13 protein-coding genes are annotated in these 16,967 nt (G+C 75.7%); 3 read left to right on the plus strand and 10 right to left on the minus strand.

The features are described from left to right. The 3 genes from E1284_RS15515 to E1284_RS15525 form a co-directional block, all read right to left on the minus strand. On the minus strand, positions 1 to 666 hold the full coding sequence (locus E1284_RS15515; RefSeq protein ID WP_243714494.1) for a DUF1707 SHOCT-like domain-containing protein: 666 nt from the start codon (positions 664 to 666) through the stop codon (positions 1 to 3). 57 nt (positions 667 to 723) lie between these two features. Next, complete coding sequence (locus tag E1284_RS15520) at positions 724 to 3,000, minus strand: FdhF/YdeP family oxidoreductase (RefSeq protein WP_131939786.1); 2,277 nt, start codon at positions 2,998 to 3,000, stop codon at positions 724 to 726. A 110-nt stretch (positions 3,001 to 3,110) separates the two neighbouring features. Continuing rightward, positions 3,111 to 4,196 (minus strand): S1C family serine protease, encoded by a 1,086-nt coding sequence (locus tag E1284_RS15525; protein WP_243714495.1) that lies wholly within the window; start codon positions 4,194 to 4,196, stop codon positions 3,111 to 3,113. A 151-nt stretch (positions 4,197 to 4,347) separates the two neighbouring features. Between E1284_RS15525 and E1284_RS15530 the strand changes: the two genes are divergently transcribed. Together E1284_RS15530 and E1284_RS15535 are read left to right on the plus strand one after the other, a co-directional pair. Further along, positions 4,348 to 5,073: an ABC transporter ATP-binding protein gene (locus E1284_RS15530; RefSeq protein WP_131939799.1), complete on the plus strand. Its 726-nt coding sequence runs from the start codon at positions 4,348 to 4,350 to the stop codon at positions 5,071 to 5,073. A 1-nt stretch (position 5,074) separates the two neighbouring features. Next, complete coding sequence (locus E1284_RS15535) at positions 5,075 to 6,805, plus strand: ABC transporter permease (protein WP_131939787.1); 1,731 nt, start codon at positions 5,075 to 5,077, stop codon at positions 6,803 to 6,805. Here E1284_RS15535 and E1284_RS15540 read toward each other — a convergent pair. Next, positions 6,795 to 7,775, minus strand: a complete 981-nt coding sequence (locus E1284_RS15540; protein ID WP_131939788.1) for a phosphotriesterase family protein — start codon at positions 7,773 to 7,775, stop codon at positions 6,795 to 6,797. The genes E1284_RS15535 and E1284_RS15540 overlap by 11 nt on opposite strands. 110 nt (positions 7,776 to 7,885) lie before the next feature. On the opposite strand from E1284_RS15540, the gene E1284_RS15545 reads away from it, so the two are divergent. Then, positions 7,886 to 8,497, plus strand: a complete 612-nt coding sequence (locus E1284_RS15545) for a TetR/AcrR family transcriptional regulator (RefSeq protein WP_243714496.1) — start codon at positions 7,886 to 7,888, stop codon at positions 8,495 to 8,497. Between the two features lie 71 nt (positions 8,498 to 8,568). Here E1284_RS15545 and E1284_RS15550 read toward each other — a convergent pair whose 3' ends face one another. From E1284_RS15550 to E1284_RS41490, 6 genes are all read right to left on the minus strand, one after another. Next, positions 8,569 to 9,816 carry a multidrug effflux MFS transporter gene (locus E1284_RS15550; protein ID WP_131939790.1) on the minus strand — a complete coding sequence of 416 codons (1,248 nt, stop codon included), beginning with the start codon at positions 9,814 to 9,816 and terminating at the stop codon, positions 8,569 to 8,571. 69 nt (positions 9,817 to 9,885) lie between these two features. Then, on the minus strand, positions 9,886 to 10,512 hold the full coding sequence (locus E1284_RS15555) for a malonic semialdehyde reductase (protein WP_131939791.1): 627 nt from the start codon (positions 10,510 to 10,512) through the stop codon (positions 9,886 to 9,888). Positions 10,513 to 10,650: 138 nt separating this feature from the next. Beyond that, a complete protein-coding gene (locus E1284_RS15560; protein WP_131939792.1) occupies positions 10,651 to 12,372 on the minus strand; it encodes a TRAFAC clade GTPase domain-containing protein in 1,722 nt (573 codons plus the stop codon). A gap of 4 nt (positions 12,373 to 12,376) precedes the next feature. Continuing rightward, a complete protein-coding gene (locus E1284_RS15565) occupies positions 12,377 to 14,341 on the minus strand; it encodes a GAP1-N2 domain-containing protein (RefSeq protein WP_131939793.1) in 1,965 nt (654 codons plus the stop codon). After that, on the minus strand, positions 14,341 to 15,579 hold the full coding sequence (locus tag E1284_RS15570; protein ID WP_131939794.1) for a TRAFAC clade GTPase domain-containing protein: 1,239 nt from the start codon (positions 15,577 to 15,579) through the stop codon (positions 14,341 to 14,343). Before E1284_RS15570 ends, E1284_RS15565 begins: the two co-directional genes overlap by 1 nt. Then, positions 15,576 to 16,967, minus strand: a 1,392-nt coding sequence (locus E1284_RS41490) for a SaeA-related protein (protein ID WP_481726182.1), incomplete at its 5' end; no start/stop codon positions are given. The genes E1284_RS15570 and E1284_RS41490, both read right to left, overlap by 4 nt.

Below are 16,967 nucleotides of genomic sequence, written 5' to 3' on the forward strand. Positions count from 1 at the left end.
CTACTCGCCCTGCTCCAGCTGCTCGCGGCGTTCCCGCTCTGCGCGCTTGTCCGCCTTGCGCCTGCGGCGCTTCACGCCGACGCCGCCCCAGAACGCGAACCCCTTCACCACGACCGTGGGGGAGCCGGGCACGCCGGGGCCGCTCGCCCGCTGGTCGAAGCCGCCCATGATGCCGAGGCCCTTGACGTGCACGGTGATGTCGTCCGGCACGATGATCTCGAAGCCGCCCATGATCGCCAGCGAGCGGATCGTGACCTGGCCCTCGGTGAACCGGGCCTCGCGGAGGTCGATCTTGCCGCCGCCCCAGAAGGCGAACGCCGTGAACGTGCGGGGGACGTTCCAGATGCCGGTGCGGTTGAACCCGCTCATGATCCCGATGCCGAGCTTCCAGGACGGCGCGCCCTCGACCGGCCGCCAGTCCGTCCCGCCGAGCGGCACGGGCGGCGCGGACGTCCCCGCCGCCGGCAGGTCGCGGGTGAGCGGCGCCAGCTCCCCGTACGTCTTCGCCGCGTACACCGCGTCGAGCCGCTCGTCCAGCTCGTCGAGCGTCAGCCGCCCGTCGCCGGCCGCGTCGCGCAGCACCTGCGCGACCCGCTCCCGGTCGGCGTCGGCGGCCCGCATCTCCGGCGCTCCGGGCGTCCCGGCGTGGTCGGGGAGGTTCGTCATGCCCGAAGCCTAAACCGCCCCCGCCCGCCCCGCGACCCGCGCGCGGGCGGGACCGGGTCAGGCCGGTTCGAGGCGGACGACGACGGACTTGGAGGTCGGGGTGTTGCTCACCTCGGCGGTGCTGTCCAGCGGGACGAGGACGTTGGTCTCCGGGAAGTAGGCCGCGGCACAGCCGGGGGCGGTGGGGTAGGAGATGACGCGGAAGGCCGGGGCGCGGCGCTCGGTGCCGTCCGACCATTCGGAGACCAGGTCGACGGTCGCGCCGTCGGCGATGCCGAGGCCCGCCAGGTCGGCGGGGTTGACGAACACGACGCGGCGGCCCGCCTTGACGCCCCGGTAGCGGTCGTCGAGGCCGTAGATGGTGGTGTTGTACTGGTCGTGGCTGCGGACGGTCTGCAGGAGCAGCCGCCCCTCCGGGACCCGCAGGACCTCCAGCGCGTTCACCGTCAGGTTGGCCTTGCCGGTCGCGGTCGGGAACCTGCGCTCGTCGCGGGGCGCGTGCGGGAGGGTGAAGCCGCCGGGCTCGCGGATGCGGGCGTTGTAGTCGTCGAAGCCGGGGACGACGCGGGAGACGTGGTCGCGGATCACGTCGTAGTCGCGCTCCATCGCGTCCCAGCCGATGCCCGAGTCCGCGAGGACGGCCCTCGCCAGCCGGCAGACGATCGACACCTCCGAGAGCAGGTGCCCGGACGCGGGGGCCAGCCGGCCCCGGGAGGCGTGGACCATGCCCATCGAGTCCTCGACGGAGACGAACTGCGGGCCCGAGTCCTGGTCGTCGCGCTCGGTGCGGCCGAGCGTCGGGAGGATCAGCGCCAGCTCGCCGGTCACCGCGTGCGAGCGGTTCAGCTTGGTGGAGACCTGCGCGGTCAGCCGGCAGGTGCGCAGGGCGGCCTCGGTGACGGCCGAGTCGGGGGTGGCGCGGACGAAGTTGCCGCCCATCCCGAGGAAGAGCCGCGCCCTGCCGTCGCGCATGGCGCGGATCGCCTCGACGGTGTCCAGGCCGTGCTCGCGCGGCGGCTCGAAGCCGAACTCGGCGGCGAGGGCGTCCAGGAACGCGGGCTTCGGCTTCTCCCAGATGCCCATCGTCCGGTCGCCCTGCACGTTGGAGTGGCCGCGCACCGGGCACACGCCCGCGCCGGGGCGGCCGATGTTGCCGCGCAGCAGCAGGAAGTTGACGATCTCCCGGATCGTCGGCACCGAGTTGCGGTGCTGGGTGAGGCCCATCGCCCAGCAGACGATGATCCGCTTCGCGGTGAGGACGTCGCCGAGCGTCGCGGCGATCTCGCCGCGGGTCAGTCCGGTCGCCTCCAGGACGTCGTCCCAGTCCAGGCCGAGGACGTGCTCGCGGAACGCCTCGAAGCCGTGGCAGTGGGCGTCGAGGAACTCCCGGTCGACCGCCTCGGGCGCGTCCGACTCCAGCAGCAGGCGGTTGAGCGCCTGGAACAGCGCGAGGTCGCCGTTCAGCCGGATCTGCAGGAACCGGTCGGCGAGCATGGTGCCCTGCCCGGTGACCCCGGACGGGCGCTGCGGGTTCTTGAACCGCATCAGCCCCGCCTCGGGCAGCGGGTTGACGGCGACGATCCGGGCGCCCTCCTTCTTGGCCTTCTCCAGCGCCGAGAGCATCCGCGGGTGGTTCGTCCCCGGGTTCTGGCCGACCACGAAGATCAGGTCGGCCTGGTAGAGGTCCTCCAGCAGCACCGAGCCCTTGCCGATGCCGATCGTCTCGCTCAGCGCCGACCCGGACGACTCGTGGCACATGTTGCTGCAGTCCGGCATGTTGTTGGTGCCGAACGCGCGGACGAACAGCTGGTAGGCGAACGCGGCCTCGTTGCTCGTCCGGCCCGAGGTGTAGAAGACCGCCTCGTCGGGGGAGTCCAGCGCGTTCAGCTCGGACGCGAGCAGCCCGAACGCCTCGTCCCACCCGATCGGCTCGTAGTGCTCGGACCCGGCGCGCTTCACCATCGGCTCGGTGAGCCGGCCCTGCTGCCCGAGCCAGTGGTCGGACCGCTCGCCCAGCTCGGCGACGGTGTGCCGGGCGAAGAACTCCCGCGTGACGCGCCGCGTCGTCGCCTCCTCCGCGACGGCCTTCGCGCCGTTCTCGCAGAACTCGGCGACGTGCCGGTGGTCGCCCTCCGGCCAGGCGCACCCCGGGCAGTCGAACCCCTGCTTCTGGTTGACGCGCAGCAGCGTCAGCGCCGTCCGCCGGACGCCCATCTGCTCGTAGGACCGCCGGAGCGCGGCCGTGACCCCCGGCACGCCCGCCGCCCACGTCTTCGGCTCCGTGACCTCGAGGCCCGAATCGTCGAAGTCACCGGTGGGCGCCTTGCGCGTCATGGGGAACACATCCTCCTGGTCGGCGGTCGTCTCCCCCACACTGTCGCACGAGCACGGCGTTTCAGCCCCTTCCGGATCCGCAGGACGGAAGTGCACGCGATGCGGGCCCGTTACTGGGGCGGGCCCTCCGTCAGGCGCAGCACGGCCTGCATGCGGGCGCCCTGCCGGTCGGTCCATTCGATGCGGACGGTGTCGCCGGGGTGGCGGGCGAACATCAGCGACGTCAGCGTGGACGGGGAGTCGACGGTCTCGTCGCCGAAGGCGACGATGACGCCGCCCACCGGGATGCCGGCGGTCTCGGCGGGCGTGCCGGGCACGACCTCGGCGACGAGCGCGCCGGGGGTGCGGCCGTTGGAGCGGACCTTGACGCCGAGCATGGCCGTCGGCCCGATGTGCACGGTCGAGGACGCCTCGCCGCGCTGGATCCGCCGGGCGATCTCCAGCGCCCGGTCGGACGGGATCGCGTAGCCGCGGTGGTCCTTCTTCGGCTTGGTCCCCTTGGTGGAGAGCCCGGCGGACGCGGCGGTGTTGATGCCGATGACCCGGCCGCCGGTGTTGAGGAGGGGGCCGCCGGAGTCGCCCGGCTTGATCGGCGCGTTCGTCTCGATGAGCCCGGTGAGCCGCTCGGAGGTGCCGCTGTTGTCGTCGCGGGCGGTGACGGCCTGGTCCAGCGCGGTGATCTTCCCGGTGACGACGGACGGCGTGCCGCCCTTGCCGCCCGCGTTGCCGACGGCGGTCACCACGTCGCCGACGCCCGCCTCGGCGGCGGAGGCGAACGTCGCGGTCTTCAGCCGCGCCGCGCCGGTCAGCCGGATCACCGCGATGTCGCCCGCCCGGTCGTAGCCGACGACCTCGGCGGGGTAGCTGCGGCGGTTGTCGGTGTCGGTCCCCTTGATCGTGGTGGCGCCCTTGATCACGTGGTTGTTGGTCAGCACCAGGCCGGTCGCGGTGAGCACGATGCCCGTCCCGGCGGCGCGGGTGCCGTTCAGGTCCTGCTCGGTCTCGATGTTGACGACGCCGGGCCTGCGTCCGCTGGGCTTGCCCTGCTTCTTCGCGGTGGTCTTCACCGGGGGCGGGACGTCCTGCGGCCCGCCGCTCTCCATCACCCGGCAGCCCGGGACGAGCAGGGCCGGCAGCGCGACCAGGAGCATCGGTAGCGCGGCGCGGACACCGCGACGCACGGGGTACTCGCTCACCTCGGTGCCTCCTCCCGCTGATTCCTCCAATGATTCCCGATTCATGGCGAATAGTCCTTGACCCTCTCATAGCTAACGGCTATCTATATAGCTGACCGTTAGGGGGTGTGGCGCGGGCTCGCCGACCCGTCCGGGAAGGAAGAACGTGAGCGTGGAGTACGTCCTGCGGGCCCACGGCCTGCGCAGGCACTACGGGACGGGGCACGCGCTGGTCCGCGCGGTGGACGACGTCGACCTCGGGGTCGCGGCGGGGGAGACCGTCGGGATCATCGGGCCGAGCGGCTGCGGCAAGTCCAGCCTGCTGCACCTGCTGGGCGGGCTCGACCGGCCGGACGAGGGCGAGCTGTGGCTGGGCGACCGGCGGATCGACCGGCTCTCCGAGACCGCGGCGGCCCGGCTGCGGCGCGGCCGCATCGGCTTCGTCTTCCAGGCGTTCCACCTGGTGGACGAGCTGACCGCGCGCGAGAACGTGGAACTGCCCGCGCTGCTCGCCGGGGCGTCCGCGCGCGCCGCCCGCCACCGCGCCATGGACCTGCTGGAGCGGGTCGGCCTGACCGGCCGGGCCGGGCACCTGCCGGCCGCGCTGTCGGGCGGGCAGCGCCAGCGCGTCGCGGTCGCGCGGGCGCTGGTGAACGACCCGATGCTGCTGCTCGCCGACGAGCCGACCGGCAACCTCGACAGCGCCGCGGCCGCGGACGTGCTGCGCCTGTTCGCCGCGCTGCGGGCCGAGGGCCGCACGATCGTCGTCGTCACCCACGACTCCCGCATCGCCGGCACCGCCGACCGGCTGATCACGATGCGGGACGGCGCGTTCGTCGACCAGACCGTCCTGGCGGGGCGCCCCGGCGACCTCGGCTCGCTGGCCGGGCCGCTCTGACATGGGCCGGACGCTGATCGCGCTGAGGCTGGCGCTGCGGGACCTGCGCCGCCGCCCCGCCCAGTCGCTGCTGCTGCTGATCATCATCGCCGCCACCGCCGCGACGCTCACCCTCGGCCTGCTCGTCCGGGGCGCCGCCGACGACCCGTGGGACAGGACCCGCGCCGCCACGGCGGGGCCGGACGCGGTCGCGACCGCCGCGGACACCACCGCGCTGAGGGATCTCGCCCGGGCTCCCGGCGTCGTCGAGGCGGGCACGCCCTACCCGGTGCTGTCCACCACGCTGCGAGCAGGGGGCGCCACGGTCAACGCGGTCGCGCAGGGCCGCGCCACGGCGCCGGACCGCCTCGACCGGCCCTACGTCACCGACGGCCGCTGGACGGCCCCCGGGACGGCGGTGGTCGAGCGCGCCTTCGCCGGCGCGCTGGGCGTCCGCCCCGGCGACCGGATCGTGCTCGGCGGCCGCGCGTTCACGGTCTCCGGCATCGCGGTGACGACGGGCCGCGTGCCGTATCCGTCCGCCTCGCCGGGGCTGGTGTGGGTCACCCGCGCCGATGCCGCCCGCCTGGAGGCGGCCGAGCGGCGGTGGACGATGCCGCTGCGGCTCGCCGACCCGGAGGCCGCCCCCGCCTTCGCGGCGGCGCACCCCGGCGTCCGGTCCGCGCAGGACATGGCCGCCTACGCCACCAGTGAGCTGCGCCTGGCCGACGGTCTGCTGCTCGCCGGGACGTGGGCGCTCGCGATCCTGGCCGGCCTGTGCGTCGCGCTCCTGGTCGGCGGGCGGCTCGCCGAGCAGGGCCGGCGGGTCGGGCTGCTGAAGGCCGCCGGGGCGACCCCCGCGCTCGTCGCCGCCGTGCTGCTGGCCGAGCATCTCGCGGTCGCGCTGGCGGCGGGCGTGCTGGGGCTGCTCGGCGGCTGGGCGGTGTCGCCGGCGCTGACCGCGCCGAACGCGGGCCTGCTCGGCACCGCGACGGCGCCCGCGCCGGGCCCCGGCGTCGTCGCCGCCGTCCTGCTCGCCGCGCTGGCGGTCACCGCCGCGGCGACCGCCGTCCCCGCGCTGCGCGGGGCCCGGATCAGCACGGTGGCGGCCCTCGCCGAACCGGTGCGCGCCCCGCGCCGCTCGCGGCTCGTCGCGCTGTCGGCGGGGCTGCCCGTCCCGCTGCTGCTCGGCGTCCGGGTGGCGGCGCGCCGCCCGCGCCGGACGTGGCTCGCCGCCGCCAGTACGGCCGTCACCGTCGCCATGGTGGTGGCGGCCCTCGCGCTGCACCGGGACGTCGCGCGCAAGGACGCGGGCGCGGCCGGCCCCGACTTCGTGCCCGGCGCCGGGAACCCGGTGACCGAGCGGGTGAGCGAGATCGTCCTCGTGCTGTCGCTCGCGCTGCTCCTGCTGGCGGCCGTCAACGCGATCCTCACCGCCTGGACGACGTCGCTCGACACGGCCCGGCCCGCCGCCCTCACCCGGGCGCTCGGCGCGACGCCGCGCCAGGTCACGGCGGGGCTGTGCGCGGCGCAGCTGCTGCCCGCGGCCGCCGCCGCGCTCGCCGGCGTCCCGCTCGGGCTGCTGGTGCACGCGGCGGCGCTGGCCGCGGCCGGCGGGCACGGCGGCGCAGGCGTTCCGGCGCTCTGGCTCGCCGCGGTCGTCCCCGGGACGCTCGCCGCCGTCGCCGTCCTCACCTTCGTGCCCGTCCGGCGCGCCGCGACCCGGCCGGTCGCGCGGGCGCTCAGCGGGTGAAGTAGCGCCGGGGGTTGTCGACCAGCATCTGGCCGAGCTGCGCGTCGGTGACGCCGGCGGCGCGCAGGGCGGGCAGGACGTCGTCGCTGATGTGCCGGTAGTTCCAGTTCGGCTGCATCGCCGGGACGGTCGCCGGGTCGGGCCCGAACCAGTCGATGAAGCAGCTCGCGTCGTGGCTGAGGACGATCCGGTCGGCGTATCCCCGCTCGCACAGGGACGCGATCGTCGCGACCCGGTTCCCGGTCGGGTTGATGATGTCGAGGCCGAACCGGTCCATGCCGAGGATCGCGCCGGTGTCGGCCAGCTCCATCAGGTAGTCGAGGTCGTTGCTGTCGCCCGCGTGCCCGATGACGACCTTGGTGAGGTCGACGCCCTCCTCGCCGAGGATGTCGACGACCGTCCGGCCCGCGTGGATCGAGCTCTCGGTGTGGACGGTGACCGGGGCGCCCGTCTCCCGGTGCGTCCCGGCGACGGCCCGCAGGATCCGCTCGACGCCCGGGGTGAGGCCGGGCGCGTCCATCGCGCACTTGAGGAACGCGGCCTTGACCCCGGTGTCCGCGATGCCCTCGGTCAGGTCGCGGGTGAAGTGGGCGATCATCGGGTCGGGGCCCTCGTCCAGCATGGTGCCGGGGCCGCGGAAGTGGAACTGGAGCGGGATGTCGTTGTAGGTGTAGATGCCCGTCGCGACGATGATGTTGAGCTCGGGCACCTGCTCGGCGATCCGCCGGATGCGCGGGATGTAGCGGCCGAGCCCCCACACGGTCGGGTCGGCGATCGCGGTGATGCCGCGGTCGACCAGCTCGCGCAGCTTGGCGACGGCGTCGGAGACCTTCTCCTCCTCGTCCCACCAGTCGCCATGGCCGTAGTTCTCGACGTTCTCGGTGCTGAGGATGAAGACGTGCTCGTGCATGAGCGTGCGTCCCAGGACGGTGACGTCGACGGGGCCGCGGACGGTCTCTACTGCGGGCATCGGCTCTCCTCGAGTTTTGCGCCGCCGGTGCATACCGACCAGTCGGTTTCTGGCAAGCTAAGACGCGGGACGCACCCCCGTCAATGCCCGCTCCCCGAGGAGGTGCCCAGGTGACGGACACGGTACCGGTGCCGGAGTCGTCCGCGCCCGTCCGGCAGAGCGCGGTCGAGCGGCGGATCCTGGACGCCGCGCTGCACCTGTTCGCCGAGCGCGGCTTCGACGGGACGTCCGTGCAGGGCATCGTCGAGGCGGCCGAGGTCACCAAGGGCGCCCTGTACCACTACTTCGACTCCAAGGACGACCTCCTCTACGAGATCTACCACTCGCTGATCGCCCGCCAGCTCGCCGACCTCGGCGCGGTGCTGGCGCGCGGGCTGCCGCCGCGCGAGGCCGTCCGCGCGGTGCTCACCGGCCTCATCCTGAGCACCGCCGAGCACATCGACGAGGCGAAGGTGTTCGCCCGCGACAAGGACCGGCTGGACGACGCCCGGATGCGCTCGGTCCGCGCCGACCGCCGCCGCTACCACGTGATGTTCCGCGGCCTCGTCGAGCAGGGCCAGCGGGACGGCGTGTTCAGCACCGCCACGCCCGCCGAGACCGTGACGATCGTGGCGCTCGGCATGGTCAACCAGCTGCCGTCCTGGTACCGCCCGGACGGCCCGAAGACCGCCGCGCGACTCGCCGACGAGGTGGCCGGCTTCGTCCTCGCCGCCCTCGACTAACGCGCCGCCGCCTCGTTGATCTGCGGCGTGTTGTTGCTTCCGGTGCGCTCATAACAACAACACGCCGCAGGTCAACGCAGCGGGTGGAGCTTGGTGGAGACGGCGCCGGCTTCGCGGGGGCGGGTGGCGGTGGCGGTGACCGCCGCGGCGAGCAGGGCGAGCGCGGCGATCGAGACGGCCATCGGGAGGGCGGTGCCCGGGCCGGCGATGCCGGCGAGCGGCGCGGCGGCGCCGCCGAGCGTGAACTGCGCGACGCCGAGCAGGGCGGAGGCGCTCCCGGCGACGCGCGGCGGGCGTCCCGACAGGGCCAGCGCCGTGGCGTTCGGCAGGATCAGGCCCTGCCCCGCCGCGACCAGGAACAGCGCGGGCAGCACCCCGTACAGGCCGGCGTCCGCGGCGACCGCGACGAGCAGGCCGAGCCCGCCCGCGGCCACGATCGCGAGCCCCGCGGCCAGCAGCCGCCGCAGCGGCACCCGGCCGGCGAGCAGGCCGCCCACCTGCCCGGCGCCCACGATCCCGAGCGAGTTGGCGCCGAACGCGAGGCTGAACCCCTGCGGCGACAGGCCGTAGATGTCCTGGAGCACGAACGGCGACCCGGAGATGTAGGTGAACAGCGCGGCGAACGAGAGGCCGATCGTGAGCGCGTAGCCGACGAACGCCCGGTCGCTGAGGAGCGCCTGGAACGTGGCGGCCGTCGCGCGCAGCCCGCCCGTCTCGCGCCGTTCGGGCGGCAGCGTCTCCTTGAGCCCGGCCAGCGAGGCGAGGAACAGCGCCACGCCGATGCCGGCGAGGACGGCGAACACTCCCGGCCACGGCGTCAGCCGCAGCAGCTGCCCGCCCAGCACCGGAGCGAGGATCGGCGCGAGCCCGTTCACGAGCATCAGCACCGAGAAGAACTTGGCCGCCGCGATCCCGTCGTACAGGTCCCGGACGATCGCCCGCGCGATGACGATCCCGGCGGCCCCGGCGGCGCCCTGCACCAGCCGCAGCGCGATGAGCGTCTCCACCGTCGGCGCGGCGGCGCACAGCAGCGACGCGGCGGCGTAGGCGGCGAGCCCGGCCAGCAGCGGCCGGCGCCGGCCGAGCCGGTCGCTCAGCGGCCCGGCCACGGCCTGCCCGATCGCGAGGCCCGCGACGCATCCGGTCAGCGTGAGCTGCGCCTGCACCGCGCCCGTCGACAGGTCGCCGGTGAGCGAGGGCAGCGCCGGCAGGTACATGTCGATCGACAGCGGCGCGACGGCCGTCAGCGCGCCGAGCAGGAGGATCAGTGCCGGCCGCCGGTTCCGCGGCCCGGCGCCCGGGGCGGCCGTCTTCGTCATGCGGTCTCCAGGGACGACGGGCCGCCCGGCCGTGCGGGCACGGCCGGGCGGACTCGGGAGCGGATGGACTCAAACAGTAGTGACCACCTGGTCGTAGCTGAGACGCGGGTTGCGGGGGAACCAGGCGTCCGGGCCGGGCTTGCCGGCGTTCACCACCGCGATCGGCCGGATCCCGCCCCCCGGGAAGAACTCCTTCTCAACGGCGCCGGCGTCGAATCCGGCCATCGGACCGGCCGCGAGGCCGGCGGCGCGGATGCCGAGGATCAGGTAGCCGAGCTGGATCGAGGCGTTGAAATGGGCCATCGCGGCCCGGCCGGGGGAGGCGTGCAGGGCGTCCCGGATGCCCTCCCGGTGCGGGAAGGTGACCGGCAGGTGCTCGTGGAAGTCCTCGTCGGCGCCGACGATCAGCGTCAGCGGCGCGGTCGCGGTCTTGGCGCGGTTGCCCTCGCTCATCAGCGGGACGAGCCGCTCGCGCGCCCGCGGGGAGCGCACGTCGACGATCCGCAGCGGCTGCGCGTTCATCGCGGTCGGCGCCCACTTCACCAGGTCGTAGATCGCGCGGAGCTGCTCCTCGGTGACGGGCTCGGACGTGAACGTGTTCGCGGTCCGGGCCCCGCGGAACAGGACGTCCTGGGCGGCGTCGTCAAGGGTGAGCAGCGGCCGGTGCGCGCGGGTCGTCGTCTCGTGGGTCGTCATCTCGTGCCTCTCGCGAGGAATCAGGTGGTCCGAGAGGTTGAAGCCGGCGACGTTGCGTTATCTTCCATGTCAGGAAGTGTCATCGGTCACACGGCGTCGGTCACACGGCGTCGGTCACCCGGCGTCGGTCACCCGGCCCTAGAACGGGAGGCGTTCGGCCGCGGCGATGACGGCGCCGGTGACGGTCGCGATGGTCAGCGCCGACACCCCGGCCAGCACGGCCCAGCGTCCGACCTGGTAGCCGACGGGCACGCGGCCGGAGCCCCGCCCCCGCACCGGCCAGGGGGCGCGCAGCGGCGCGGTGCCCGGCGGCTCCTGCGGCGCGTCGGTGAGCGGGGCGTCGCCGTTGGACGTCCCGGCGGGGCCGAGCCCGGTCACCCAGCCGAGCAGCTCGGCGACGTCCGCCGGCTCGGTGCCGAGGCCGGAGGCGAAGTACCGGACCTGCGCGGCGACCTGGTCGAGGGTGCGGACGGTGTTGCCGAGGCCGACCCGCCCGAGCCAGTCGCGCAGGTCGGCGTCCTCGCCGAGGCAGCGGCCGACCTCCGTGCGGACCAGCAGGTCGGTCTTGGTGACGACGACGGCGACCCGCTTCTGCCGTCCCTGGTCGGGACGGGACCGCAGGTCGTTCAGCACCCGCTGGAGGGTGTCGGCCGGGTCCTCCTCCGAGGACACCGCGGCGTGGTCGATGAAGTCGCGCTCGTCGCCGGTGAGGGTGCGGCGCAGGTGGGGGAGGGCGAACGGGTCCACGATGAACAGCAGCGCCTCGCTGTGGTCCAGGTAGCGCAGCGACTCGACCTCCGTCGCGCCCGTGTAGTGCTCGCCTGCGGGGTCGAACAGGTAGAGGATGCGCCGCGCGCGCCCCGGGAGCTCGACGTCCACCATGGTCGCCAGGGGCAGCTCAGGTCCGGTCTTGGCGAGCCGCCCGCCGCGCTGGAACTCGCGGATCGCGCCCGCGTACGCCTGCGCGTGCCGCTGCTCGACGAACGCGAGCCGTCCGTGGACGGCGCGGGCCCGCGCGTGCAGCGCCCGGATGCCGAGGACCATGAACGTGGTCTTGCCGGCCGCCGGGCCGCCGACGAAGGGCAGCGGCTCCACGCGGACGCGCCCGATCCGGTCCGGCAGCCGGCCGCCGCAGTGCGGGCAGTACGCGGCCAGCCGGAACCGCCCGAGCGGGACGGTCGTCGGCAGCCGCGCCCCGCAGCGGCACACGTTCCGGAACGCGCCGCCCGCGCCGGGCGCGAGGCGCCGGTGCCGCGCCCCGCAGCCCGGGCACTCGTACTCGGGCAGGCCGATCCGCTCGTAGCAGAACGGGTGCGGGCAGGTCTGGAGGATCCGCCCGTACACCATGAAGCCGCGCTCCACCGCGGCGAGGACCAGCACGCACGCCAGCCACCCCGCGAGCCCGATCGCCGCGACGACCCCGTACAGGACGGTCAGCGCCAGCACGAACACCGACGCGGGGGCGGCGGCGGCGACGATGCCCGCGCACAGCGCCAGCCAGACCGGGAAGACGAAGAACCCCCACGGGCCGCCGAGGAGCGTCCGGGTGAGCCGCACGACGATGCCCCGGGCCGTCCGGTACACCTGCGGGACGACGGTGCGGCTGATCGTCCACCAGTCGCGCCACACCTGGCCGAGCAGGTAGTGCCGGTAGGCGACGTCCGGCGCGGCGACCGGCGACGGGCCCGCCAGGCTGGACGGCGCGAGCGTCCGGCACGCGTGCAGGTAGTAGACGCCGAGCGCGGCGGCCCCGGCGACCACGAGCGTGGCGGCGAACAGCACCGGGAACACGTACATGAACCCGAGCCACATGGCGCCCAGCCAGACGGCGATCAGCAGCAGCACGACGATCGGATGCACGCGCTCACCCCCCGCCCTCGGCGAGCAGGTCGCGGAGCGCGGCCCGCAGTTCGGGGCTGCGCGCCAGGTGCGCGTCGAGCTGCCGGCCGGCGAGCCACCGCCCGGCCGCCGCCCGCGCCCACGCCTCCAGGGACGGCTCGGCGACGCCGCGCGTGCGCAGCCGCAGCACGACCTCGACCAGGTCGTTGCGCTCCCGGACCTCGCGGCCGAGCACCGGGCCGCGTCCGGTCGGCCCGGCGGTCCATGCCTGCGCGACCCGGGCGCGGACCGGCGGCGGGAGGGCCGCCAGCAGCTCCGCCCGGAACTCCGGCGGCCGCCGGGACAGCCTGCGCGCCGCGCCGGCGAACGCCTCGCCGGCGAGCTGCCGGGACGTGCGGCCGGCGTCCGCGATCTCCGCCAGCGCCCGCGCCGCCCGCGGCGGGTCGGCGGTGACGGCGGTCCCGTACGCCTGGACGACGCGGGCGTCCCGCCCGGCCGGCCCGTCCGGCATGATCTCCCGGACCCGCCCGGCCAGCAGCAGCGTCGCCGGGTCCGCCAGGCCCGCGCCGCCGGGGAACGCGAGCCGGGTGAAGGTGCGGGACGGCAGGCCGGCCAGCGCGGGATGCGCGCCGTGCGCGTCCAGGAGGTCGGCGCACTCACCGGCGGACGGCGGCGTGTCCCACACCTCGCGGAGGGCCGCGTCGAGATCGGCGGCGCCGTCCAGCCGCAGCAGTTCGCCCGTGACCGCGATGCGGCGCCCCCGGTGCCGCCGGGCCACCGACGTCAGCACGGTGACCGCGACGCCGGGCACGGCCCTGAGCCGCTCGGCGTGCCGGTACAGCAGGTCGCAGCCGTCCGGTGTGAGCAGGGACGCCCGTCCCGCGGCGAGCCCGGCGATCAGCCCGTCCAGCACCGCGTCCCGCAGCTCCTCGGGGGCGTGCTCGTGCACGGCGAGCGCGAGGTCGAGGCCCATGGACGGGACGCCGGGCACGAGGTCGCGCCACACCCATCCGGGGATGCCGGACCCGTGCCGCGCCAGCAGCTCCGCCGCCGCGCCCTCCTCCCCGGCCGTCACGGTCGCGTCGCCCCGGCACAGCGCGAGCAGCGCGGCGGCGCCCTCCTGCCCGGGGTCGTCCAGCGGCGCCAGCTCGCCGAGGGCGTCGAGGCCGCCGAAGTCGGCGGCGCGCCAGCAGCCGGCGACGGTCCGCGCGAAGCGGCTCGCCCGGCCGTCGGCGCCGCCCTCGCGCAGGTCGAACGCCGACGCGTGCGGGGCGTGGTGCCGCACGGCGGACCAGACCGCGGGCGTCGTGCCGACGAGGCGCTGCGCGGCGCCGTCCGGGTCGGCGGTGTAGGTGACGAACGACAGCCGCGCCGCCGCCGCGACCGGCAGCGAGTACGACACGACCGCGATCCAGCGCGCGATCAGCTCGACGTCGTCGGCGACCAGCACGACCCGCCCGTGGCCGCGCTCCAGCACGCCGGCGACCGCGTCCACCAGCAGGGCGAGCAGCGCGTACGGGTCGTCCGGGCCGGACGCGGCGAGCCAGGCGGCGAGCGCCTCGGGATCGAGCGCGGCGCCGGGCGCCAGCTCGTCCAGCGGGTCGAGCACGGCGCCGGAGGCGGGCAGCGGCGCCCAGTGCGGGGCCCGCCACAGCTCGGCGGGCCGCAGCCCCTCCAGCTCGTCCGGCTCCGCCACCACCGCGTGCGCGAAGAAGTTGCCGAACCGGCCCGAGTAGTCGCGGCCGAGGTAGCGGCAGCGCAGCAGCAGCGGGCGCCCGTCGACCCGGTCGTACAGCAGCGACACCGGGAACAGGCCGAGCTCGGAGTCGTCGGGGGACGGCGGCGCGTCCGGCGGCGGCCGGTACGCCAGGTACGGGGTCACGCCCGCCCGGACGCCGTCCGGCAGCCCCGGGGTCTCCGCGACGAACTGGAACCCGGCCCGGCCGGTCGGCCCGCGCCGCGCGGACGTGTAGTGCAGCTGCCAGGCCACTAGCCGCCCCCGGGGCGGACGCCGTCGAGCATCCCGAACCGGTACAGCAGCCACAGCAGCGGGTCCTCCGCCCGGTACGGCCGGACGCCGCCCGCGCCGACGCGCCCCCGCTCGGGGACGCCGCCGAGCGCCGACAGCCCGAACAGCGCGTGGTCGGCGTACTGCTGGCCGAGGTAGGTGTCGAGCTGCCCCGCCTGCCAGTCGTGCAGCAGCGCGCGGACCTGCTCGTCCACCGCGTCCCTGTCGTCGAGGTCCAGCACGCCCCGCCCGGACCGCGACCGGTGCAGCGCCGACTGCCGCAGCAGCCCCGGCCGCAGCACGTCGATCTTGGTGAGCGCGACCGCGACCGGCACGGGCAGCGGCTCGCCCGGACGGGTCCCGTGCCGCTGCCGCAGCGCCTCGGTCACCCGGGCGATGATGTCGAGCGGCTCGCTGCCGGGGTCCTCGCCGGTACCGCGCGGCCCGGGGACGGTGTCCCGCACGCCCGTCCGCGCGCCGGGCAGCTCCAGCGGGTCGACCAGGAAGATGATCGCGTCGGCGGCCTCCAGGTACCGCAGGTGCAGGTCGGTGGCCTCGCGGCTGCGCAGGTCCTCGCCCGCCGTGTCGAACAGCACCAGCGCCAGCGACTCGTTGCGCGCACGCGCGAAACGGCCCCGCCGCGTCCGCGTCAGCAGGTACACCAGCGGCTCGCGCGGGCCGGTGGCGGCGCTGGCCGTCGTCGGCAGCAGCCGCCGCTCCTCCAGCAGGGGGCGGGCGAAGTCGCGCTTGTAGCGCTCGATCGTCCGGTCGTCGCACGCCACGAGCGAGGCGTCCAGCTCCGTCCCGACCCGGTTCATCAGCTCGTGCAGCAGCACCGCGATGTAGGTGCTCTTGCCCGCGTTCTTGGCCCCGACGAGCGCCACGATGCGCCCCGGCGAGTCGCAGTACGCCGACGGCAGCGGATTGTGGCACTCCGGGCAGGCCCGGTTCCCCGTCGGCAGCCCGCACCCGGGGCAGTCGGCCCGCCCCTTCCGCCCGGACGCGGCGAACACCGGCGGCAGCGACGCGCCCGCCGTCGAGCCCGTGTACCCGGCCAGCCGCTCGTCGAGGACCGGCGCGCAGCCCTGCCGCCGCCCCGCCTGCCCCCGGCACCGGAACAGCACCCGCTGCGGCGCCACCGACGCGAAGCAGTAGGGGCAGGTGATGCCCTGCCTGGACGGCATCCCGGGAATCGCCATCCGGGCCAGCGGCCGCGTCATCGCGTGACCTGGAGCCGGCGGACGGGCGGGTCGCTCAGCTCGACGCCGTCGTCGTCGGCGAAGCAGCGGAGCCAGTACGGCCCGGACGCGTCCGGGACCGCCAGGGACAGCTCGCCGGGCACGGGCACCTGCTCCCACGCGCCGAGCGTGTCGCCGTCGCCGGGGCGGTGCGGCATGACCCGCCCCGCGCGCAGCACCAGCGACAGCCGCGCCACCCGCAGCGGCCGCGACGAGGTGAGCCGGATCGTCAGCGACCGCCGCCACGGCGGCCCCGACCGCAGCACGTCATACCGGACGATCGTGCGCGCCGCGACCACGGCGGTCACCGGCGGACCGGTCACTCGCGCGCCGCCCGCGGTCCCGGCCGCCGCGACCGAGACCTCCACGGAGGCGTCCTCGGGGACGGGCAGCCGGATCCCGCCCTGGGTGTCGTAGGAGGCCCGGGTCACGGCCTGCGTCCTCGGCTCGCCGCCGATCCGGTGGACGAGGTCGACCTCGGCGACGTCCGCGGGCCAGTCGAACCCGACGTGCACGTACGCGCCGCGCCGCTCGGCGACCAGCCGGCGCGGCGGCGGCAGGTTCACGTGCCGGTGGTAGGCGCCGATCGCGGCGGTGCCCTCGGCGACCGTCACCGCGAGCAGCCACCCGCCGGCCCCCGGCCGCACCTCGATCCCGCCCGGGACCGGCGCGCACGCCAGCCGCCGCGTCTCCCGCCGCACCTCCTCCAGCGGGACGAGCGCGCTGCGCGGCCACGGCGGCGGGCCGTCCGACAGCACCAGCTCCACGGCCCCGTGCGCGGGCGGCTCGAACCGGACCCGCACCAGCCCCGGATCGGACGCGCCGGTCTCCGCGCGGACCTCGTAGACGGGCTCGGGCGGCGCGCTGGGCGTGGCCGACGCCCGCACGCCGTCCGTCATGACCTCCCGCCCGGACGCGTCGAGGTAGACGGCCGAGACCAGGTAGTGGTGGGTGCGCCCGTTCGGCACCGGCTCGCGGAACCCGTCCCGCCCCGCCGGCACGGGACGCCCGTCCCGCACGACGACGACCCGCGCCGCCTCGCCCGGACACCGCCACCGTCCGGTGACCTGCCCGTCGCCGGCGACCAGCTCGACATCGGAGGGCTCCGGCCGCACCACCACGGGCCCCGCCACGGCGGGCGCCGCCGCGCCTTCCCCGCGAACCGCGAACACCGCGTAGTACACCGGTACGTTCACGGGCGGCCGCGCGTCCACCGGCCCCGCGACGGGCTCGCCGTCCCGCAGGTCCCGCGGCGCCCGCCCGACCCGCCGCACGAGGTGGTAGCCGATCTCGCCCGCGGGGGACGGCGACCCCTCCCACGACAGCCGCACCGCCGCGCCGTGCCCGCCCGCGCCGGCGGGGTCGACGTC

Source organism: Actinomadura bangladeshensis (assembly GCF_004348335.1).
Classification (GTDB): Bacteria; Actinomycetota; Actinomycetes; order Streptosporangiales; family Streptosporangiaceae; genus Spirillospora; species Spirillospora bangladeshensis.